Source organism: Bdellovibrio sp. ZFWA1, from assembly GCF_056175665.1.
In genome coordinates, this window is record NZ_JBJKJH010000001.1 from 275578 (window position 1) to 296020 (window position 20443).

Consider the following 20443-nt stretch of genomic DNA (forward strand, 5'->3'; position numbering starts at 1 on the left):
CTAATCCTTCTTTTTCGAGTACATGATATCAGGGCCACATTGGCAAAAATCAGCTTTGCAGATATAGGTTTGCCGTCGCTCATAAGTTTTTAAATAATCATCAATGCTTAGGCCAACGGAATCTACTCCACATCTTGAGGGATACACTTTTTGATCAAATGAAAGTATAGCGCCATCGATGCCTGCTTGGCATTTCCAACCTTTAAATTGATGTCGATGCTGATTCGCCAGCTCGTAGGTATAGAAAGGTTCTTGAACTCCATTGCTAAAAACTCCTAAGGCTCGTCCCGAATGATATTTGATTTTTTTGACCTCTGGAACATCAAAAGCAAATTCCTGAATCTTCTGCAGATCTTCTTTTTTATAGGAAAATGGCCCTAACGAATACCCCTCAGAACCAAAAGTATAAATCATATCAATTCCTAAAGAGGTTCGTTTGAGCCTATTCTTTAAACTAGATGCCATCGAAAAGCTACGCTCTAAATCCAATGGATCTGCCATAATATGAATATGAGAATGACAGTCGGCTTCGTCGAGCAAATCAGCGACTTGTAAAAAATGCTGATCATCGATGCTTTGTGGATGATATGACAAATTCAAACTATCCACTAAAGGCAGATGGATTCTCCACCAATCTAGCCGTTTAGAGGCATTGGACGTAAATTGAATAAGTCCCTTTTCTGTCCTGATTTTCTTTAAAAGTTCTGAAAAGTAAGGAATCGCTGTGACCTCGCCCCCGACTAATTGCCAATATATTAACTTATTTAATGCCGAAAACTTTCTAGAGAAATCTTCTACGATTTGAATCGAAGTAGTGTGATCTGGATAGCGATGACTTCCAGACTTATTATATGGATGACAATAATGGCAGTTAAAGTTGCATATATTCGTCAGCTGCCAACCCAAGGAAAAGTAACTTCTATTAGATGGAAAAGCTTGAATTTCAATCAGCTCATCTAAAGACATGCAAGTCTCCCATTGGAATCTAATATTTGAATTCCAATTTGTGGCTGTACTGACCAGCTCCAAATTTCTTCAGCCGCGCAGACAGGAATTTGGGGTAAGGTTGCGCCATAAAATTTACAGTGGTAGCGATATGAAGAATCTTCCGCAAACCTCGCCGAAATAAAGTCAAATACAATCGTGCGATCCAAGTAAGGACTTTGATCGTAAACTTCATTTAGAAAATAGATATTCTCTCGGTCCACGACCTCTAAGACTAGACAAATCGCAGCCCCCAGTCTATCGAAATAAAATTCCCTCCCACTGACCTTAGCATCGAAATAAAAACAAAATCTCTCTATCGTAGAATTGTCCCAAACATCCTTCAGCGAGATTAATAAGTTCTTTAATGCTGTCATATCATCGGATTCAATAAAGTACGTAAATAGTACTTCGGTTGGATTGTTTAAACCCCGATTTCCGTTCTGCACTACGCGATAGAAATAATTTTGAGGAAGTCCAGCTGCTAAGGTTTCGTTATAAGGAAGTACAAGCTTTGAAACACCAGAAAAAGATCGGATATCTGTTAGCTGTTGAAAAACAGCATCTGCGCTATCGCGGACCAAGTAGTAAGGCCATTGTTCTACCGGAACCCATGCAATCTCACACAAAAACCCGGCCCACACCGAAGATTTGAATTGATTATCTAGGAATAAAAACTGATCTCTCAAATTTTTTCTATTCAAGATCATAGACTCTGACTCCATGATATCGAGACAACGGAAAATACTCGGATGATTTAGGTACTCTCTCTGAAAGATCAGCTGGTTGAATTAAATAGGCTCCACGATTCATAAGTTGATTTTTAAATGGGGTCCAATAGACATCTTGCTCCTGAGTTAAGTCAAAAAATGAGCCGAACTTATAGCTCTCGATTTCATTTGGATTAAAAATGGGAATGGGCTTTCCCCAGATCTTCTTAATCTCTTTTGATATCAGGAAAATAAAGTGGGCTACATGTAGCATGTCTGGCCGGCAATCGAACCAAAGTCCACGAGGATTCGTAGATGGGTAGACTTCTTTAAATGCATAGAGATTCTGCACAATACTCTTAACATCAATTTCATGTTCATAGTGTGAAACTAGAAAATCTACGTCATTGGTCATGCCATGATGCCTTAAACTTTCCAAACGATAGATCTTCTTCATACCTCTTTTAATGGCTTCTTCAGCGAAAGAATGAGGGTATATGAACTTTTCGACACCAGCCAAAGGCCGAACTGCAGCAAGAGTCATCGCCCCATCGACAATTAAACATTGCTCGGACATATCATTTGGGTCAGAAAAATTGATATCATCAAATCGCATCCACTTTAAATGTGACGATACTAACATATGAGGTTGATATACTGATATTTGCTGATCCCAATAAGAGAGACTCTTATCTGCTGCATTAAACCATGATTTCAACAACCGAGAACTATGCATAATAAGCCTCGTAAGACCTCAAATAGCTCCACCGATTTAGCCGTCCCGCCGGATAAGGCAATTCAAATTCAGAAGAAATCGCAACAAGACTTTGGCAGTGTAACAGCTCACGTAATTTCATAGCAGCCGTATCTACTGAAAATCTTTTCATATAGTAACTTTGAACTTCAGACCTATATGTTTTAGTCACTGGTCGGTTAAGCATTGAAGTTAAGATTTTAGAGAACTCAGTATAGCTCAATTCAAGATCACCGTTTAAATATCTAACAGGCAGAAGCTGACAGTAGTCAGATTGATAATCACGATACCCACCCCAAGCAGTTAGTAGGCTTGGAACTCCAGAAGTTAAAGCCTCCAAGGGCGAGACTCCAAAGTCCTCGTCATTATACGTCGATAAAGAGACATTCAGATCCGCTTCGGAATAAAGCTGAAGCAACGATGCTTTATCTAAAACTCCCAAATATTGAAAGTCAGTTCCCTCTAAAGCCTCTTCGTGCAATCTTTCGATCGTACCGTAACTAGTATTTATACCTAAACGATCAATGGGACTATTATCGTACATCCCAGCCAGTACAAACTGAAAATTCTGCTTTTTTTGGAACTCTTTCAAAAAAGAAATCAACTGCAGAGTATTCTTCTGCAAATGCAGACGTCCGGTGTAAACCAAAAGAGGCCGAGTAGATTCTGTTTTATAAACCCTAGCCTGGTGACTGCTGTTGGCTAAGCTTTGAAACCATTGATCGACTAAGGGAAAAGGAAACTTATATACACCTTCTGAAAATCCATTTTTTAACAACTGCATTTGAGCCCCAGAGGGAGCCAAAAAATAAAATCGATGCTTATCAAATAAGGGTCGGTATAGCTTCAAGCTATGGCACCAAAAGCGAAAACATCCATAGATATGAATAAAAATACGACATGGAGGCAATGATTCAAGCTGTTTAAAAAACAACACTGGATAAGGGCTATGGTCGACGATAGAAACAACATCAGGAGCAAACTGAGCTAGTTCATTAAATATATTATTCCAATCTTTCACTCGGTGCGCAGATACCCCGAACCTTCGAACTTCATAATCTTGATTTCCTCCCAAACGTGCATAGGCTTGCTGAAGTCCTGCCGAAATATCTCGACAACTTTCCCAATTTAGACCGTCCATATTGAATAGGACCGCAACCCTAATTTTGCGCATATTAAGACTTTCTCTTAAGCTGATATAGGGTCCATAAAATCCCTATAACCAACAAAAACATGGGAAACAAAGATAGAAGTAACATCACTGACTTCCCTCGCTGAATATTCCCATACGCTGAAGCTTATCCCAACGATTATATTCAAACAGCATCAAGCGTACTCCACCGAAAAAGTTGATGATATCCAATGCCAAAGAATAAAAAAAGTAAAGAGGCAGTATCAAAATCAATGCTGCAAAAGACTGAGGAATAAATTTTTTGCCTGCTCCTAAAACTTCATACCCTAGCATAAAACTAATCGACAGCAGAATTGTTGAGATTAACCAAAGAACCAAAAGAGGCACAGGAGTAGCTAACAAAATGCTAATAAAAATACTGCTCAATAAATAGGAACCAAAAAAGCAAGAACGCAAAAGGTAATGAGTTATGAAAAACACCAAGGCGGCAAAAAATTTACTATCTCTAAAAAACATTGCTTGCTGATATTTGCTAGCGACTTGTTGAAATCCCACTGCCCATCTTCTTCTTTGCCGACCTAAATCAAGAACATTCTGAGGCGCCTCGGTCAAGCAAATCAACTCTTCACTAAATGATGTGCGATAACCATTGGCTAACATCTTCAAAGAAAGATCTGCATCCTCTACCAAAGTATCAACAGGAACACCACCAATTGAGCGTAAAACCTGAGTCCGGTAGACACCAAATACACCCGTGATAACAGGAACCGAGGCGTACTGCGACAGACCAACCTTAGGCAGGTTTAAGGCCGAGATGTATTCAATACATTGAAGATAAGAAAGAATACCGCGCTTATTTCCAACAAGAACCAATGACGATACACCTGATATCGTTGGCTGTTGCTGCATAAAAAGACAGGCGTTTCTCAATAATTGTTTTGTCGAGATGCTATCAGCATCCATAAAAGCAACAAGGGGCGTTTCAACCTTAGAAAGTCCATTATTCAACGCGGCGGCTTTCCCTTGATTTGATTGGCGCACGAGAACCACATTAGGGAACTTATTTTTAACTAAGGAAGCCGTCCCGTCGGTACTGCCATCATCGACAATCACAATTTGTTGTGGTGTTAGACCGTTTGATAAAAGACTCTCAATACAAGAAGCAATAACCTTCTCTTCGTTATACGCAGGAATAATAACGGTGATCAAACTACTTAAATCAAGCACCTCATTTGAAATGTTACCCACAATTATTGGTCTGCGGCTAATCCTTCCCCCCAATGCAAAGTCGATCCATTTTGCAAGGATCAGTGCTAATAAGCCCATTGAAAGGTATGACCACATGGCAAACTTGTTGGATTCCCATCCCCAAACAACGACAGAAGCGATAACGACAAAGGGATAAATAAAAAAAGAGCTCCTAAGAGCTTTTAATAAAAAGATTCGCACTCTCACAGTTTTTTATTTTTCTGAAAATGAAGCAAGCTAAAATAAAAAGGGATCGCACTTCTGCGATCCCTTTCCATTTTGTAAGTAATTTGAAACAGTGGACTACTTGTTTGCCGCACGAATCAAGTTCAATGCAGAACCTGCTTTGAACCATTTTAACTGCTCAGCATTGTATGTATGCTTCAACTGAACAGTCTCTGTTGATCCATCCTTATGCTTCAAAACCATCTCAACGTTCTTACCAGGAGCAAGATCTTTAAGATTGATCAATGAAACTAGATCGTCTTCTTTTACTTTGTCGTAGTCTGCGACGTTAACGAAAGTCAAAGCCAACACACCTTGTTTTTTCAAGTTTGTTTCGTGGATACGAGCAAATGATTTTGTGATCACAGCTGAAGCACCCAAGAAGCGAGGACACATCGCTGCGTGCTCACGAGATGAACCTTCACCGTAGTTTTCATCACCAATCACAACCCAGCCGCGACCTGCTTGCTTGTACTCGCGTGCCGCTTTGGCAAATTCAACACCCGTTTGACCAGTCAATTGGTTTTTACCTTTACCAATTTCGCCTGTGAACGCATTGTCAGCACCCAAAAGCATATTGTTAGAGATATTGTCCAAGTGACCACGGTATTTCAACCAAGGACCCCCCGGAGAGATATGATCTGTCGTACATTTGCCTTTTGCTTTCGCTAATACGAAATTATCTACGAAGTCTTTGCCATCCCACTCTTTGAATGGAGTCAAAAGTTGCAAACGATCTGAAGTTGGAGAAACCGCCACTTTTGCATCTTTACCCGCTGGAGACTGATAGCCTTCAACGTCTGGGATGAAGTTCTTCTCTGGAAGTTCAGCAGCTTGAGGAGCTTTCAACTTGATAGATCCATTTGGCCCAACAAGTTCATCTGTCGCAGGGTTGAAATCCAAACGACCAGCCAAGCCCAATGCCATTACGATTTCAGGTGAAGCGATGAATGCCAAAGTTTCAGAGTTAGAATCGTTACGACCACGGAAGTTACGGTTGAAAGAAGTCACAATCGTGTTCTTTTCGCCGGCCTTCACGTCATCACGCTTCCATTGACCGATACAAGGTCCACAAGCATTTGCCAAAACAGTCGCGCCCACTTCATTGAATGCCTTCAACTGACCATCACGCTCAACAGTCATTTGAACTGTTGTTGATCCCGGAGAAACCAAGAATGGAGAATTCATTTTCACGCCAACTGACATTGCTTGTTCAGCAACAAAAGCCGCGCGGCCAATGTCTTCGTATGAAGAGTTTGTGCATGAACCAATCAATGCAGAAGAAATCTTAACTGGGTAGCCCTTCTCTTGAACTTCTTGCTTCAAAGCAGAAATTGGACGAGCTAAGTCTGGAGTGTGAGGTCCCACCAAGTGTGGCTCAAGCGCAGACAAGTCGATTTCGTAAACTTCGTCGAAGTATTTTGAAGGATTTGCCAACACATCCGCATCCGCAGACAAGATGTCTTTGTTTGCTTCAGCAATTTTAGCAAGCTCTTCACGACCAGTTGCCTTCAAGTAACCAGCCATTTTTGCGTCAAATGGGAATACCGAGCAAGTCGCACCCAATTCAGCACCCATGTTTGTGATAGTTGCTTTACCAGTACAAGAAATTGAAGTTGTGCCTTCACCGAAGTATTCAACAATCTTGTCAGTTCCACCTTTAACAGTCAGCATTCCGCAAAGTTTCAAGATAACGTCTTTTGCAGAAGTCCAACCTTGAAGTTTACCTTTCAAGTGAACACCAATAAGTTTAGGGTTTTTAACTTCCCATGGAAGACCAACCATCACGTCAGAAGCATCCGAGCCACCAACACCCACAGCACACATACCCAAACCACCCGCATTTGGAGTGTGAGAGTCCGTACCAATCATCAAACCACCTGGGAATGCATAGTTCTCAAGGATTACTTGGTGAATGATACCAGCGCCTGGCTTCCAGAAACCGATATTGTAACGAGAAGACGCTGTCGCCAAGAAGTTGTAAACTTCTTCGTTTGTTTTGTTAGCAACAGTCATGTCCTCAGTCTTACCTTTGTAAGCTTGGATCAAGTGGTCACAGTGAACAGAAGAAGGAACAGCTGCTTCGTCTTTTCCAGCCAACATAAACTGAAGAAGAGCCATCTGTGCCGTCGCATCTTGCATCGCCACGCGGTCTGGACGAAGCAACAAGAATGAAGAGCCACGAACCAATTCTTGGTTTTGTGGGTCGTCTAAGTGACCAAAAACAATTTTTTCAGCCAAAGTTAAAGGACGGTTAAGACGTTGACGAATAATCGCCAAACGCTCGTTGGTCTTTGCATAAACTGACTTCACCAATTCTGGCGTTGTCTCAATTTTCGAAGACATGAAAGGACCTTCTTTCTTAAGATTGTTTGATTGCTATAAACGCTCTGAGTTTAATGAAAATGAGTTGAAATAACAATGAATTGCGGGTCGGGTCATGTTATATGCGAGGCGTTAAACAAGCGCGATCTTGTCGCTTTTTGTGGCAACGGCTTTAATAATAAGAGTCTCTTTCAAAGGTCTAGGTATGAATTTATATTTCCGCTTCATTTGGCTTCTTATTCGGGGAACTTTCACCTCTGAAAAAATCGATATTTTGGCTCCCTGCCGCACTCAATTTTGGGTCAATCCCCTGGATTTAGATATCAATATGCACATGAACAACGGACGCTATTTATCGATCATGGACCTAGGCCGGATAGATCTGATGAGAAAAGCAGGTGTCTTTGGGAAACTATTTTTTCAAGGCTACTATCCAGTCGTCGTATCAGAAAGTATCAAGTTCAAAAAATCTCTCGATCCTTTTCAGTTTTTTATTTTAGAAACTCAAGTTGAGGCCTGGAATGCTAAAGACTTCTATCTTCGCCAAACCTTTATCAGGAAAATCGACGGCAAAGATGTCATCGTCGCTGAAGGATATATTAAAGGGCGCTTTCTACGACGCGGAGTTAAAGGCTCTATTCCGACCCTCGAATTGTTTAGGGTCATGGGGGTAGAACTCCAATCGGATCAAGCCTCATCACGCTCGACGGCTCAAGATCAAATTGAAGCCGAACTCATTCCAACAGCGGCGAGAAAATGATGAAAGTTTGGCTAATTACTTCAAGAGTCACTTTTGTGCCGAACAATTACACGCACATCGTTCAAAAGTGCTCAGAGCACCCCGACTTCGAGGGACTGATTTTGATTGATAACTTCAGTTGGAGCTGGCCCGCCAAAGCCTTGGTATTGATTTTAACCGGAGCTGCCCCTAGACTTGGCTGGCATCTGTTGAAAAATAGCTTCGATAGCTCTTGGAAAAAGAAAGAATTGTATTTTAAAAATCATGCTAAACGGACCTTCATAGTTAAAGATATCAATTCGGCAGAATTTCTGAATTCCTTTGCATCTGAACATATTGACCTTATCGTCAATGCAAGAACCCGAAGTTTTTTTCGCAAAAAAATATTAAACATCCCCAGATTAGGCTGTATTAATATTCACCATGGTCTTCTTCCTGATCAGCGTGGTCTGATGTGTGACTTTTGGAATCGAGCTAATGAAAAAGAAACGGGCTTCACAATTCACCAAATGACATCAAAGTTAGATGATGGGGCAATTTTAAAAGCCGTATCAACCTTTCCCAATAGCAAAGATTATTTAGCTTGTGCCGAACAGGGAGAATTTTTAGAGTTTGAGGCCCTACAAGAACTTCTAAAAATATGGTCCCAAGGCAAAACACCAGCTGCCATTGAAAACAAACAACTTATCGAACAACCGCATTTTAAAAATCCAGGTCTTATGGACTTCTACTGGGCCCGCTTCAAAAAAAAGGTCATACTCTGAAACTGCCCAATAAGACTACGACTAACGGCTCCTGCCAGCTTTTACTTGAACAGAAGCGCAAGTGGATCCTCCCAGGGCCGCATCGCCAACTGCACCCCCACACGTCGCCGATTCACTGAAGTCCCCTTTTCGGTTGCCCTTCCATGAAGGGCTTGTTCAAGCTTTCTTTGGGTTTCGGCCAAAATTCCTTTAATAATAATCGCCTCTTCGAGTGTAACATCGATTTCAAAATTTTTATTAAATTCAAAGCCACTAAGCAGGCCCAGGTATTCATAATCCTGAAACTTTTGTTTGCGAACTCTTTCTAAATACTCTTTGACTGCAAAACGAAATTCAAGCCCCCCACTTGACGCCAAAACCCAACCGTCCTTTGCATCAGCAGTGACAATTCCAATCCGCTCTAACTCGTTCAAAAAAGCCTCCTGTTGAAATCGAGGCACTTGAGAACGCTCGCAGACCTCTGCCACCGACTCTCCGCGCGTAATGTACGATACAAAACCAAGCTTCCATCCTGACTCTAGCCAATTTCGCTCAGTTTCAGCATCCAAAAAAATCGTGCGCTTTTGCTTTGCCTCAACGGGAAATATTTCATTAAAGTGAATATCGTAAGCAGTACAAAGTTGATCGATCCTTTGTAGTGTTAACTTATAGCTTTTAAATAAGTGCTTTACCATTGACGGAGACAACTTCAAAACATTTGCGGCATCTTGATATCGCAAATTTCGTTTGCGCAACGCAATTTTTAGATTCTCAATTATTTGATCTTTAAACATCGTCACTACCTTGGGACTTTTTCAGAGGCAATAATTCTTCGAGGACTGGCTGCCAGGGACGTATCATCAACAATAAACCTAATGACCGACGTTCCTCATGCATACTTTCCGTTACACGTGCCTTCAAGTCTCCCGACATCGTTATTATCTCTTTAGCAAGAAGATCAAATTTAGATAAAAGCTGTTGTGCCTCGGATTGAGTAAGAGCCATATCGCCCTGGAATTTGTATTCATAACCAAAAGGCAAACGCTGATACGAATAATTCAAAAAATTCTTGTTCGTCTCAAAATCTATGAGGTTATGAACCGCGTGACGGTAGAAAATCTTACCTTTCTTCCAGACTTTAACTTCGTCTGAAACCTGATCCCACTGAATTAATTTAAGCTGCTGAAGAAATACCAATAATTCATTCATTTTCTTTGAGCTCAACGAACATATTTTGCGAAGCTCTGAAAGCTCGATACCACGATGAAAATACGCTAACATTCCTAAAGCGAATGGATGAGCCACCAATTGATCTTCGATCTCGGAACTCAGCCCTCCCTCCCAGCGGTTATCTTTAATTGGAGGGAAAATTTCGTAATTTTCAATTTTATAGTGATGGCATAAAAATTCTAGTCGCTGAAGACTAAGCTTACCAGTCGCCAAGATTCGTTTAAAACTTGAAACGGAAATACCCAAAACCTTTGCAACATCCTCATAGTGGATACCTCTAGACTTTAGACTCCTCTTTAAGTTCAAAACTATTCTTACCGCTATCATTTAAATCATCTCTATTTGGGTATAAATAACAAACTCGCTTAATCTCTGCAATGGAGCTAGCACGTGACTCGGGTAGCTTCATTTCAGAATAAAACTCCTTTAAACGTTGCCATCCGATTTCGGTCATAACGTAGCGATCACCATCAAATGCCAGTAAATCTTCATCACACATTTCAGACAACAAATAACGTATATTTGAGGTTGAAAATTCTCTTTTCCTCATGACAAGCGTCAGCATGACCGTCATAAGCAAAATATTCTTATTATTTTTTGGATCTCCCTTTATTAAAGATTTTAGCGAAATATGTGCCTCTTCCAACCTGAGCCGCTCATCTGCTGTCAGGCATGGATTCTCCATTATTTTAGTGCGCATTTTATAACCCGGCTCGGTCTGTCCTGAAAGCATCAATGACATCCGCCCGGGTGATACGTTAAGATCACGCGCATAGGCCCTTAAAGAGTACAAAGGATTGCGACTCTTTCGCTCTTCAAAAATCATCTTCAATTTTAAGCAAAACTCAGAATTCATATTCTCATCAAACTTGGTGCTGAGGACAGTCGCAAATTTCAATTCAAAAGGTCTAATATGTTAGGACGAGGGGTAATATCGCGATACCTTCTGTATTAAACCACAAACTCTTGAAATATTATGTATCACTAAAGTGATCCCCATCCTGGCCGATAAGCTAGAGAGCATCTAGACCATCTAGACGTTGGGTCAGCGACATCGAGGAGGCAGCAAGTGAAAATCTACGCATTTCATGGCAATCCGGGCTCAGCCACCGATTGGAAATATCTTAAAAATCATCTTACCCCCTCAGATCAACTGATCTGTATCTCGTACGAAAACGACAATTGGATGAAAACAATCTTAAGTGAGCCCGAGCCGGTTCTCTTGGTCGGCCACTCTTATGGCTGCTATCGAATCTTAAAAGCACTGCCGGCACTAAAATCAAAAGTCGCAAGTGCGCACTTGATCAACCCCTATATTTTTCCTGAGCGGCAACTTTCTGGGATAGTGACGGCCTTGTTAAGCACACCCATCCTGGGAGCCAAATTAATTTCCGCAAACCACGCGAAAAGCTGGCGCCCCCTCTTTCTAGATATCATTCACCCCGATCAGGCCCAGAATCTGGATATATATAAAGACATCGAAAATCATCTGTCTAAAGCCTCGACCTGGAATACAACTGTAAAACGAAAAATCGAAATGCAAAAAAATCCATGGTCCCCAAAAGACCTAACAGAAACTCCTCTACATATTTATTGGGGGAGCGAAGATAAAATCAGTACGGCTTCAGCACAACTTTCACAGTTCGAAAATAATTCTCGGGTCAAAATTCACCACTTCAGTAAAAAGGGGCATGGCCTTCTTTGGACAGATGCCGAAATACTAGTGCAAATGATGAAAAATGGCGTTTCTACCAAAACGCAAAATAAAATCGGATACTATCCAGGCTCAGATCAACGAAATAACGTTATCACCTTTATGGAAAAACATCTGGCCGAGTTTCCCGATAAAATAGCTCTGAAGTGGATTCCGCGCGATCAGCTCGCAACCTGGAATGGAGATCACAATCAAAAGTTGATCCATCAAAGTATCAGCTTTAGACATCTTGCGGCTCGCATTCAAGTCGTTGCCAAAGGCCTTCTAGATATCGGCATTCAAAAAGGCGATCGCGTCATTATATTTTTGCCGATGAGTTTAGATATGTACGTAGCGATGTTTGCCGTACAACGCATTGGTGCCATTGCTGTCTTTTTAGATTCATGGGCGCGAAGCCATCATCTAGGAGCCAGCGCTGATTGTGTCGGCCCCAAAGCGATGATCAGCTTTCAACAAGCTTTCGCTCTGGTTGATCAAGTTCCTGAATTTAATTCAATGCCGATTCGAATTCTTTATGGCCCCGGTGAAAAGTTCACCCATAAATTCGAAGACCTCTTAAAAGCACAAGGTGAAGCGCCTATCGCCGATGTTGAAAGCGAAACGACGGCCCTCATTACGTTTACAACGGGCAGTACCGGAAAACCAAAGGGTGCTAATCGCACTCATAGATTTCTATCTGCCCAACATCATGCCCTGGATCACGTCATACCCTACTCAGCGCATGACCAGGATATGCCGGCATTTCCAATTTTTTCTTTGAATAATTTAGCTGGAGGAGTCACAACTATTTTACCCGCAATTGACTTGGCCTCGCCCGCCCCAACGGATGGAGCCCTTTTAGCGTCACAGCTGATCGGAGAAACAGCCAGCTGCACAACTCTTTCGCCTAGCCAGCTGAATGGACTGACTAAGTACTGTTTAGAAAAAAATCTACAGCTACCAATGTTACGACGAGTTGTAACAGGCGGCGCTCCAATATCAAAAGATGATGTGGCTCAATTCTACAAAGTGGCTCCTCAATCAGAATTATGGATTCTTTACGGATCAACCGAAGCAGAACCCATGGCTCACATTGAGGGCCGCGATATGTTGAAAGAGGACCTGCATCAAGACCCAGAAGTACTAGAAGAAGGGGTCAACGTCGGCCACATTAGTGAGGATATTGAATTTAAATTTATTAAACTAATAGACGGTGGAATTTCTTGGCCTGCTAAGGGTTGGAAAGAACTTGAAGTACCCACAAACGAAGTCGGTGAATTTATCTGTACCGGCGATCATGTTTGCCGAGAGTATTACAATAATCAAGATGCTTTCTATGCCACCAAAATTATGGATAACACAGGAAAGGTATGGCATCGCACCGGAGATTTAGCTTATATCGACAATAAAAAACAACTTTGGATTGTGGGACGAGTTAACAACGCAATTTCCAGAGGTGGAAAATACTTTTTTCCGGTTCGAGCTGAGGTCCTATTGAAGCGATTTTCATTTACTGCTCGTTGCGCCTTTTTAGGAATGGACGATGCTAACCTGGGACAGGCAACTTGGGCCGCGATCGAACTTAAGTCGACGGAAGCCCTACCCGAAAAATTTGAAGATTATAAAAAAGAAGTCCAACGCATTTTTGCAAAAAACAAAATACCTCTGGACCGAATCGTGTTTGTTCAAAGTATCCCGATGGACCCCCGCCATCACTCGAAAGTTGAGTATAAAGTGTTAAAAGATCAACTAAAAACTAACAAGGACTTCATCATTGGCTAAACTTTTAAGGGCCTGGCTGACCCTGATAAAAGAACGCTTCAGCCCCTTTACATATCTGCCTATGATTATTCTTTTTGTCGCGGGCAACGGATTGTATTTGGCAAGAAATGAAAATTTCCCATTTCAGCAAGAGCGCTTCATACTCACTCTGTGCATCATAGCCAGCGCATTTTTTCGTTTGCGACTTTTTGATGAAATCAAAGACTATGAGGTCGACGTTAGAATCAATCCAACTCGTCCACTTGCTCGTGGAGTCCTCAGCATCAAACAAGTTCGCAGTGGCATTGCACTTTGTTTGCTATTTGAACTATTATTAGCATGGTTTCTAGGTCCTTGGGCGTTTTGGACTCACGTCATAGCCATCTTTTTTAGTCTTTTGATGTTTGAAGAGTTTTTTATTGGCGACCTTCTTCGACCTCATTTGACGACGTATGCAATCACTCATACTTTTGTAAGTGTTTTACTTGGCGTGTCCTCGGCGGTATTACTAACAAATGCCAACCCTATGGATTTTCATCTTTTTCATTGGTTGTTCTTTTTAAGCAACTGGGCCTTCTTCAATCTTTTTGAATTTGCCAGAAAAACATACTCACACAAGGAAGAACGCCCCACGGTTCCCAGTTATAGCAAAATTTTTGGCATAACAGGAGCCTGGTTCTTATCAATTTCGGAGGCGCTGATTGGACTTCTACTTATTTGGACGACCCTTCGCAATCCATTAAATGTCGTTCGAAATTACGAACTACTAGTTGCAATCTTTGCCATTTACTTTGTTTTCACGCTGCCCTACTTGGTTTTCTCAAAAGAAAAACAAGCCCAGCTTTTTAGAGGCATCACCGGAATTTACCTTTTAGCTCACTATGCAGGATTGATCTTTTTATTTGGGAGTCATCAATGATCGTAACTAAAAAATCCACAGAATACTTCGCGAAGAATGAAAGTGGCGGCAAAGCATTCAACCTGTATCTGCTTTCAAATGCCGGACTTCCAATTCCAGAGTGGACAGCCCTAGGCAAAAGGTACTTTCACGAGTTTATTGAACATCACCAGATTCAAGCACTCCTTAACAAAGAAATTGAAGATTTACAGCTAAAAAAAATCACAGCGGATCAGTGCGAGCAAAATATTCGGCATATTTTTACCAGCCGAAAACTCACCTCAAATGCAGAACAAGCAATTCAAGAAAGCTTACAACTGATCGGTGCTGATGCCGTTGTCTCGGTTCGCTCTTCGGCGGCTGACGAAGACTCACTCTCACATTCATTCGCGGGGCAACTTTCAAGTTTCCTTTATGTGCAAGGTTTCGAAGATATCTCCAAGTTTGTTAAAGAATGCTGGGCTTCTGCCTATTCAGCCCGAGGCTTATCTTACCGCTCGGAAAATAATATTTCCCTGACGGGCATTTCAGTTGCTGTGATCCTTCAAAAAATGATTGATCCGGATAAGTCAGGAGTTCTTTTTACCGCCGATCCTGTAGAGAAAAAATCAACTCAATTCGTCGTTTCCTCAGTGTATGGCGTGGGTGAAGGTTTAGTGTCAGGGGCTCTGGATGCAGACTCGTTCTGGCTAAGTTTTGAAGAAGGCAAGCTCATTAAACAAGAGATCGTCGAAAAAACCGAGATGATGAAAAAGTCATTGTCTGGCCATACACAACTATTACCAGTCCCGTCCGAAAACATTCAGTGTGCTTCGTTGAACTCGAAGGAGCTACAAGACCTTTGGAGTTTGGGCCGCCGGATACACGATTTGTATCATCGCGCTCAAGATATTGAATGGGCAATCAGTCAGGGCAAAGTCTGGATTCTTCAGGCGCGACCCGTAACTACGATCCAAAACGATCTGAATGGCTATCCAAATCTTTGGGACAATTCCAATATCATCGAATCATATGGCGGACTGACTTCGCCTTTAAGTTTTAGCTTTGCTCTAAGAAATTACAAAGCCGTGTATGTACAGTTTTGTGAAGTACTAGGTCTTAACAACGAAATCATCAAAGATATGGATTCGTACTTGGGGTATATGCTGGGATCACTGAATGGTCGAGTGTATTACAACCTCTTTAATTGGTATAAACTGGTGGGAGTTCTTCCTGGCTTCAAACAAAACCGACAATTCATGGAAACGATGATGGGCGTTTCAGAAAGTCTCACCCCTGAAATTGCAGATCGTATAAAATCGCACCCGTCTTGGGATACGCCAACTGGAAAAGTCAAAAAAATCATCACGGGCTTTAATTTTATCCGCTATCATTTTACAATTCAAACCGTGGTCGATGACTTCTTGAAAACTTTCAATAAGGACTATGATTACTATCGAAAACAACCTTTATCTCGTCTACGCGGAGACCAACTAGTACGAATCTACATGGAAATTGAACGCAATATGCTGGGACGCTGGAAAGCTCCTATCATCAACGACTTCCTTTGTATGGTCCACTTCGGACTTCTTAGAAAGTTGACAACAACTTGGCTGTCGGATCTGGACTCTACCTTACAAAATAATCTTTTAGCTGGTGAAGGTGGACTTGAAAGTGCCGAGCCCACTCGAGAGCTGTTACGCCTTGCTTGGCTTGCCGAAAAAAACGAAGATTTGCGACTTTTAGTGCTAAATACGAAACCCGAAGACGGGCTTGAGTCGTTAAATCAATCAAAACATCAGGACTTCTACAAAGAAGTTCTTCACTACCTCGATCGCTTTGGCTTCCGTTGTATGAGCGAGATGAAATTGGAAGAAATCGATTTGAACACCGATCCTTCCTATCTATTTTTAGTACTGCAAAACTATCTGCGAGCAGGAAATGTTCAACTTCACGATGATGCTCGTGAAAAAGAACTTCGCAAACAAGCAGAAGTTGCAGCAGCGGCTCACTTACCATGGAAGCGACGCTGGATATATTTTTGGGTTTTAAAGCATGCCCGAAAGGCTGTAAAGAACCGCGAGAACACGCGCTTTTCAAGAACTCGTATCTACGGCATTGCCCGCAGTATTTTTCGGTATGTTGGAGAAGACTTAGCTGGATTGGGAATTATCGACCACAAACGAGATGTTTTCTGGTTAACCATCGAAGAAATATTTGGAATCTACAACGGAACTTTGCCAAGTCCGAATCTGAAGGCATTTATCGAAATTCGTAAAAATGACTACCAAAAATTTAGCGAAGAGACCGATCCCCGCATAATGACCAGAGGAGCGGTTTATTGGAAAAATACCTTCATTAACGAAGAAGATCTTGTATCAACCCAACATCTCGAGGACGGAGATCTCAAAGGTTTACCTTGCTGCCCTGGAGAACTAGAAGGAATCGTTAAAGTCATTATGAACCCTGGCGATGATCTGACCTTAAACGGCGAGATCCTAGTCACCGCCCGCACGGATCCAGGGTGGGTTCCACTCTACCCTTCTATTTCGGGACTTTTAGTTGAGCGCGGCTCTTTGCTAAGCCACTCAGCGATTGTAGCTCGAGAGATGGGCATTCCAGCTATCGTGAGTATTCCTGGTTTGACTAAAAAGCTGAAGACAGGAATGCGAATTCGAATGGACGGAAAAACAGGTATTATTAAGATTCTAAGCGAAGAATAAAAAAAGCGGGGATGTTAGATCATTCCCGCTTTTTTAAATTTGGCTTTCATATCTGAAGCCACCTCTCGGTGAATTTGCTCTAGATACTCGTTAAACATTTGTTCCGCACTTTTATTGTAAAGCTTGGCCAATTGCTTAAGCACTGTCACTGGTGGCTTGGATACTCCACGCTCCCAATTTGAAATAAACTGGGGTGTCGAGTACCCCAATTTTTCAGAGACATCGCCTTGGCTTAAACCTGCCTTCGTACGCAGATTTTGCAAATAATCACCGTATTCCGCTCTAAGTTTTTTCATAGATCTGATCTTCCGGTAAATTCAAGGAAAGTTCAAGTTTTTTCAAAAATATGAAATTGATAAACTCCCGTTCCGTCCAGTTGATGAGCCCAGCGATTAGCTTCTTCACAATCTTTCCAGTCTTTAATATCCATCTTCTGCGGAGCTCTTAAGAAAGAGCGTATTACCACACGACTTCCAGACTTTGTATCGACATGTAAGTTCTGAAGAATTTGATTCGCAGCCTGAGGATCGAGGTAAGAAATCGTATCAGACAACGAGACAAAGTCCCAAGGCTTCGCCGGTAGAACCTCCAAAAGATTACCAACTTGATAATGTACTCGGGTCGAGGACTTTTTAACTGCATCAACAACATGTCTTTGAGCCTCTAAAGGAAGTCCTTCCTCAAATCTAATTTCGCCCAAAAAAAGAATCTGAAAGAAGTAGTTCTTTCGGACTAACTGCGTTTGAAAGATTCGTTTAAACTCTTGATCGATCATCTCCCAAGGAGCCCGCTGATCGGTCTTTCGTTCCTTTCCACCGCTAAAGTGGCCTTTATACAAAAACTTATTAAAGACATACTCACTCGCCGCAATTCTTAAGAAGCCACTCCATCTTAATGAAGGCCAGTGGTAATCGAAGAGCTCTTTTTGTTCAGCTAAGCTTTGTGCATAAAATATGGGGGAAAAATCACATTTTAATTGATCGCGAAATAACTTGCCCAATTTTTGAAAATGGCTTTCCCATCGACCTAGCAATATAAATCCCTTTTGACTCCATCCTTCAGCACGAGTGGTCCAATATTCTTTACAAGCCTCTGAAAGCTCAAGCCTCGAGAACAAATCGTATCGACTATCGCCTTTGTCATCTCCAACAACCAAAGCTCCACGATATCCCATGAAAAACAGATACTCTTCATATGAAAGCGTCCGCATTGCCGCTAATCGCAACTCCACCAAATAAATTTGCGAAGGACTCATGTCGACAATCGTAATCTCTTGGGGATTTTTTGCAATCAATGGTAAACAGCGAGCCCCCGAACCCGCGATTGAAAAAACATGGCGCTGACCTTCTTTAAGAAGTTCGTACTCTACTCGCGTGTCTTCATTTGCCAAAGTGTAATTTAAATCTGAAAAATATTCTTGAGCCATAAATACCTCGTAGACCTTAAGTCCATTAAAAAGTCTTTCTTAAATTAAACTAAAAACTATAATTCAACTCGGTTCTAAGACCGGCCAAACTTCCGGACGAACCAATTTGATTCCTCATCGCCTTAAAAACGCTGAGGCTATCCTCGCCATTGTAGTATTGGGCAAATGCGCCTAGAGTCCACCAATCCTTTACAAACCACGCGGCATAGATTGAAGCAAACTCATCTTCATAGGTCGAGTTCCTTAGCAACTGTACTTGAAGCTCCCATTGCGAGGAAGTGCGGTTGATTCCTAAATAATAGGCAGATTGAAAGTCATTGCTTCGGGTTCGCAAATCGCCAAAATCAAAAATCGTCAACTGAGGACTTACAACCCACTCATCCCAAAATATATCCCCCCCGAACGAGGAAAAAAAATCATGATAGGCTTCTGTCGTCGCAGTTGCAGCTTTCTTTTGAACTGCAAACTCTAATTTAGGCACCCAGTGTTCAAAAGCATAATTTACAGATAGCCCAGCAAAGCCATCTTCCTTTTTATGAGCTAACAAAATAGCCCCATTGAAACCAGCAAAGTCCGAGCTCCACTTAAGGCCTCCCTGAAGTCCACTGCGCTTGTCTGCAGAATCGTCAATAGCTAAAGGTTCAGGATAAGAAGTACTGGCTAAGTCAGTCAATGCCACCACATCTAAGTTGTGCCCTTGGCTTTCATATGTCCAGCGCAATCCAGTACTATGGGATAACTGCAGCTTTAACGGATCGACAAAAAATCTTTCGTACTTTCTTGCAGTCCATAAATCTAACGATGGCAAGGTCCACATTTCACTCCAGCGAATGGCTTGCTTCCCAATTCGTAAAACAGATTGAGTTCCCGTGTAATCGAAATACAGCTCTTGAAGATAGGCCTTTGAAGCTTCTCGACGAGTTGGATTAGAACTATTTTGCATATCCGCATCGAAAAAACCATCAGCATAGAGTCCAAAGTCAGACCACTTTTGAATCCACTCGATTTGCTGAATCAAACGATGACTCGACCGGCGTTCACTCCCCCAACCATCATAGCGACTGGATAAGCGAAGTTCTGCGCCCGCCTTGCCTCCCCACAAGACAAAACCTAAAATCAAATAGCTAAGGCCGCAGACCGGCTTTAAAAACTTTCCTATTTAAAGCTCTCCATTTTTTTGACCGTAAAGAAATCATCTGACAAATCAGATTTTTTCATTTCTTTAATCTTCACAAAACTTTTCTGCCCAGCCGTATCTTCGATACGAATACTGGTCGGCCTATTCTGCCCCATGATATTTTTATATTCTTCAAACCAAGATTTCTTGAGGACAGTCTTCCCATTGAGAGCTAAATACTCGGCTCGCAAAGGGCGATAGGTTTTACTTTCTAACCACAACCGAATCCAGGCGTACGTTAAATTCTCTTTGTTTGCCTTCAGTAAAAGTTGAATCTCTGTTTCACTTTCGGCCTCTTTTGAAACCTCGTAATCGCCGGCCCAACGCGTTCGAGCAATGTCTCCATTAGCAACCTGCCCAGAAAGCTTTTGAGCCAGGGACAATCGCATAGATCTTTTTAAGTTAGGAACGTAGGCATGAAAGTCCCTATCGAGCATCAACATATTTCTACCACGATCTCGGACAGGCTCTTTCGTCACTATCAACGTCTTATCATTGCCTTTTAAAAATACCTGAAAGAGCTGATTCTGTTCGCCAGACTCCACTCCGATCGTCATTTCGTACGAGTCCGAAGGGTTGCGAATCCTATCTGCTTTCGCCAAAATACTGTTCAGATCTGTAGCGGCAACTGAGATTGATCCGATAAGACCCAAAACAGAAAAAGCAGTAAAAAATTTTATATTCATCGTTCGCTCC

Annotated in this window: 18 protein-coding genes; 5 read left to right on the forward strand and 13 right to left on the reverse strand. The window is 41.9% G+C overall.

The window, feature by feature from the left end; translation table 11 throughout:
• The 6 genes from AC04MN_RS01295 to AC04MN_RS01320 form a co-directional block, all read right to left on the reverse strand.
• A complete protein-coding gene (locus AC04MN_RS01295) occupies nucleotides 1-966 on the reverse strand; it encodes a radical SAM family protein (protein WP_475381377.1) in 966 nt (321 codons plus the stop codon).
• A complete protein-coding gene (locus tag AC04MN_RS01300) occupies nucleotides 957-1694 on the reverse strand; it encodes a hypothetical protein (protein WP_475381378.1) in 738 nt (245 codons plus the stop codon). The genes AC04MN_RS01295 and AC04MN_RS01300 overlap by 10 nt, the downstream gene beginning before the upstream one ends.
• Nucleotides 1681-2430: a hypothetical protein gene (locus AC04MN_RS01305; protein ID WP_475381379.1), complete on the reverse strand. Its 750-nt coding sequence runs from the start codon at nucleotides 2428-2430 to the stop codon at nucleotides 1681-1683. Before AC04MN_RS01305 ends, AC04MN_RS01300 begins: the two co-directional genes overlap by 14 nt.
• Nucleotides 2423-3622, reverse strand: a complete 1200-nt coding sequence (locus tag AC04MN_RS01310; protein ID WP_475381380.1) for a glycosyltransferase family 4 protein — start codon at nucleotides 3620-3622, stop codon at nucleotides 2423-2425. Before AC04MN_RS01310 ends, AC04MN_RS01305 begins: the two co-directional genes overlap by 8 nt.
• A gap of 84 nt (nucleotides 3623-3706) precedes the next feature.
• Nucleotides 3707-5029, reverse strand: a complete 1323-nt coding sequence (locus tag AC04MN_RS01315) for a glycosyltransferase family 2 protein (RefSeq protein WP_475381381.1) — start codon at nucleotides 5027-5029, stop codon at nucleotides 3707-3709.
• Between the two features lie 102 nt (nucleotides 5030-5131).
• Nucleotides 5132-7399, reverse strand: a complete 2268-nt coding sequence (locus tag AC04MN_RS01320; protein WP_475381382.1) for an aconitate hydratase — start codon at nucleotides 7397-7399, stop codon at nucleotides 5132-5134.
• A gap of 184 nt (nucleotides 7400-7583) precedes the next feature.
• Here AC04MN_RS01320 and AC04MN_RS01325 point away from each other — a divergent pair, with 184 nt between their 5' ends.
• Nucleotides 7584-8138, forward strand: a complete 555-nt coding sequence (locus AC04MN_RS01325) for an acyl-CoA thioesterase (protein WP_475381383.1) — start codon at nucleotides 7584-7586, stop codon at nucleotides 8136-8138.
• A complete protein-coding gene (locus tag AC04MN_RS01330; RefSeq protein ID WP_475381384.1) occupies nucleotides 8135-8881 on the forward strand; it encodes a formyltransferase family protein in 747 nt (248 codons plus the stop codon). Before AC04MN_RS01325 ends, AC04MN_RS01330 begins: the two co-directional genes overlap by 4 nt.
• A gap of 41 nt (nucleotides 8882-8922) precedes the next feature.
• On the opposite strand, the gene AC04MN_RS01335 is transcribed toward AC04MN_RS01330, so the two are convergent.
• The 3 genes from AC04MN_RS01335 to AC04MN_RS01345 are packed head-to-tail and all read right to left on the reverse strand — an operon-like array spanning nucleotide 8923 to nucleotide 10946.
• A complete protein-coding gene (locus tag AC04MN_RS01335; RefSeq protein ID WP_475381385.1) occupies nucleotides 8923-9654 on the reverse strand; it encodes a hypothetical protein in 732 nt (243 codons plus the stop codon).
• Nucleotides 9647-10396, reverse strand: a complete 750-nt coding sequence (locus AC04MN_RS01340) for a helix-turn-helix domain-containing protein (RefSeq protein ID WP_475381386.1) — start codon at nucleotides 10394-10396, stop codon at nucleotides 9647-9649. The genes AC04MN_RS01335 and AC04MN_RS01340 overlap by 8 nt, the downstream gene beginning before the upstream one ends.
• Nucleotides 10368-10946, reverse strand: coding sequence for a hypothetical protein (locus tag AC04MN_RS01345; protein ID WP_475381387.1), 579 nt, complete (start codon nucleotides 10944-10946; stop codon nucleotides 10368-10370). The genes AC04MN_RS01340 and AC04MN_RS01345 overlap by 29 nt, the downstream gene beginning before the upstream one ends.
• A 213-nt stretch (nucleotides 10947-11159) precedes the next feature.
• Here AC04MN_RS01345 and AC04MN_RS01350 point away from each other — a divergent pair, with 213 nt between their 5' ends.
• From AC04MN_RS01350 to AC04MN_RS01360, 3 genes are all read left to right on the forward strand, one after another.
• On the forward strand, nucleotides 11160-13565 hold the full coding sequence (locus tag AC04MN_RS01350) for an AMP-binding protein (RefSeq protein WP_475381388.1): 2406 nt from the start codon (nucleotides 11160-11162) through the stop codon (nucleotides 13563-13565).
• Nucleotides 13566-13626: 61 nt separating this feature from the next.
• Nucleotides 13627-14463 carry a UbiA family prenyltransferase gene (locus AC04MN_RS01355; protein WP_475381389.1) on the forward strand — a complete coding sequence of 279 codons (837 nt, stop codon included), beginning with the start codon at nucleotides 13627-13629 and terminating at the stop codon, nucleotides 14461-14463.
• Complete coding sequence (locus AC04MN_RS01360) at nucleotides 14460-17144, forward strand: phosphoenolpyruvate synthase (protein WP_475381390.1); 2685 nt, start codon at nucleotides 14460-14462, stop codon at nucleotides 17142-17144. The genes AC04MN_RS01355 and AC04MN_RS01360 overlap by 4 nt, the downstream gene beginning before the upstream one ends.
• A 14-nt stretch (nucleotides 17145-17158) precedes the next feature.
• Here the strand turns inward: AC04MN_RS01360 and AC04MN_RS01365 are convergent, their stop codons facing one another.
• Genes AC04MN_RS01365 through AC04MN_RS01380 form a run of 4 tightly spaced genes read right to left on the reverse strand, consistent with a single transcriptional unit; the run spans nucleotide 17159 to nucleotide 20433 of the window.
• The gene (locus AC04MN_RS01365; protein ID WP_475381391.1) at nucleotides 17159-17440 is read right to left on the reverse strand and encodes a helix-turn-helix domain-containing protein; all 282 of its coding nucleotides are present in this window, start codon (nucleotides 17438-17440) and stop codon (nucleotides 17159-17161) included.
• 32 nt (nucleotides 17441-17472) lie between these two features.
• The gene (locus tag AC04MN_RS01370) at nucleotides 17473-18570 is read right to left on the reverse strand and encodes a DUF3419 family protein (protein ID WP_475381392.1); all 1098 of its coding nucleotides are present in this window, start codon (nucleotides 18568-18570) and stop codon (nucleotides 17473-17475) included.
• 49 nt (nucleotides 18571-18619) lie between these two features.
• Nucleotides 18620-19690 carry a hypothetical protein gene (locus AC04MN_RS01375; RefSeq protein WP_475381393.1) on the reverse strand — a complete coding sequence of 357 codons (1071 nt, stop codon included), beginning with the start codon at nucleotides 19688-19690 and terminating at the stop codon, nucleotides 18620-18622.
• A gap of 35 nt (nucleotides 19691-19725) precedes the next feature.
• Nucleotides 19726-20433 carry an outer membrane lipoprotein-sorting protein gene (locus AC04MN_RS01380; RefSeq protein WP_475381394.1) on the reverse strand — a complete coding sequence of 236 codons (708 nt, stop codon included), beginning with the start codon at nucleotides 20431-20433 and terminating at the stop codon, nucleotides 19726-19728.
• Nucleotides 20434-20443 lie beyond the last annotated feature (10 nt).

What these genes read in the sequence shown, in the direction of transcription:
- AC04MN_RS01310 (WP_475381380.1), bottom strand. Translation starts at nt 3,622, where the DNA reads ATGCGCAAAATTAGGGTTGCGGTCCTATTCAATATGGACGGTCTAAAT.
- AC04MN_RS01370 (WP_475381392.1), bottom strand. Translation starts at nt 18,570, where the DNA reads ATGGCTCAAGAATATTTTTCAGATTTAAATTACACTTTGGCAAATGAA.
- AC04MN_RS01355 (WP_475381389.1), top strand. Translation starts at nt 13,627, where the DNA reads ATGATTATTCTTTTTGTCGCGGGCAACGGATTGTATTTGGCAAGAAAT.
- AC04MN_RS01305 (WP_475381379.1), bottom strand. Translation starts at nt 2,430, where the DNA reads ATGCATAGTTCTCGGTTGTTGAAATCATGGTTTAATGCAGCAGATAAG.
- AC04MN_RS01365 (WP_475381391.1), bottom strand. Translation starts at nt 17,440, where the DNA reads ATGAAAAAACTTAGAGCGGAATACGGTGATTATTTGCAAAATCTGCGT.
- AC04MN_RS01295 (WP_475381377.1), bottom strand. Translation starts at nt 966, where the DNA reads ATGTCTTTAGATGAGCTGATTGAAATTCAAGCTTTTCCATCTAATAGA.
- AC04MN_RS01360 (WP_475381390.1), top strand. Translation starts at nt 14,460, where the DNA reads ATGATCGTAACTAAAAAATCCACAGAATACTTCGCGAAGAATGAAAGT.
- AC04MN_RS01330 (WP_475381384.1), top strand. Translation starts at nt 8,135, where the DNA reads ATGATGAAAGTTTGGCTAATTACTTCAAGAGTCACTTTTGTGCCGAAC.
- AC04MN_RS01300 (WP_475381378.1), bottom strand. Translation starts at nt 1,694, where the DNA reads ATGATCTTGAATAGAAAAAATTTGAGAGATCAGTTTTTATTCCTAGAT.
- AC04MN_RS01335 (WP_475381385.1), bottom strand. Translation starts at nt 9,654, where the DNA reads ATGTTTAAAGATCAAATAATTGAGAATCTAAAAATTGCGTTGCGCAAA.
- AC04MN_RS01325 (WP_475381383.1), top strand. Translation starts at nt 7,584, where the DNA reads ATGAATTTATATTTCCGCTTCATTTGGCTTCTTATTCGGGGAACTTTC.
- AC04MN_RS01320 (WP_475381382.1), bottom strand. Translation starts at nt 7,399, where the DNA reads ATGTCTTCGAAAATTGAGACAACGCCAGAATTGGTGAAGTCAGTTTAT.
- AC04MN_RS01345 (WP_475381387.1), bottom strand. Translation starts at nt 10,946, where the DNA reads ATGAATTCTGAGTTTTGCTTAAAATTGAAGATGATTTTTGAAGAGCGA.
- AC04MN_RS01380 (WP_475381394.1), bottom strand. Translation starts at nt 20,433, where the DNA reads ATGAATATAAAATTTTTTACTGCTTTTTCTGTTTTGGGTCTTATCGGA.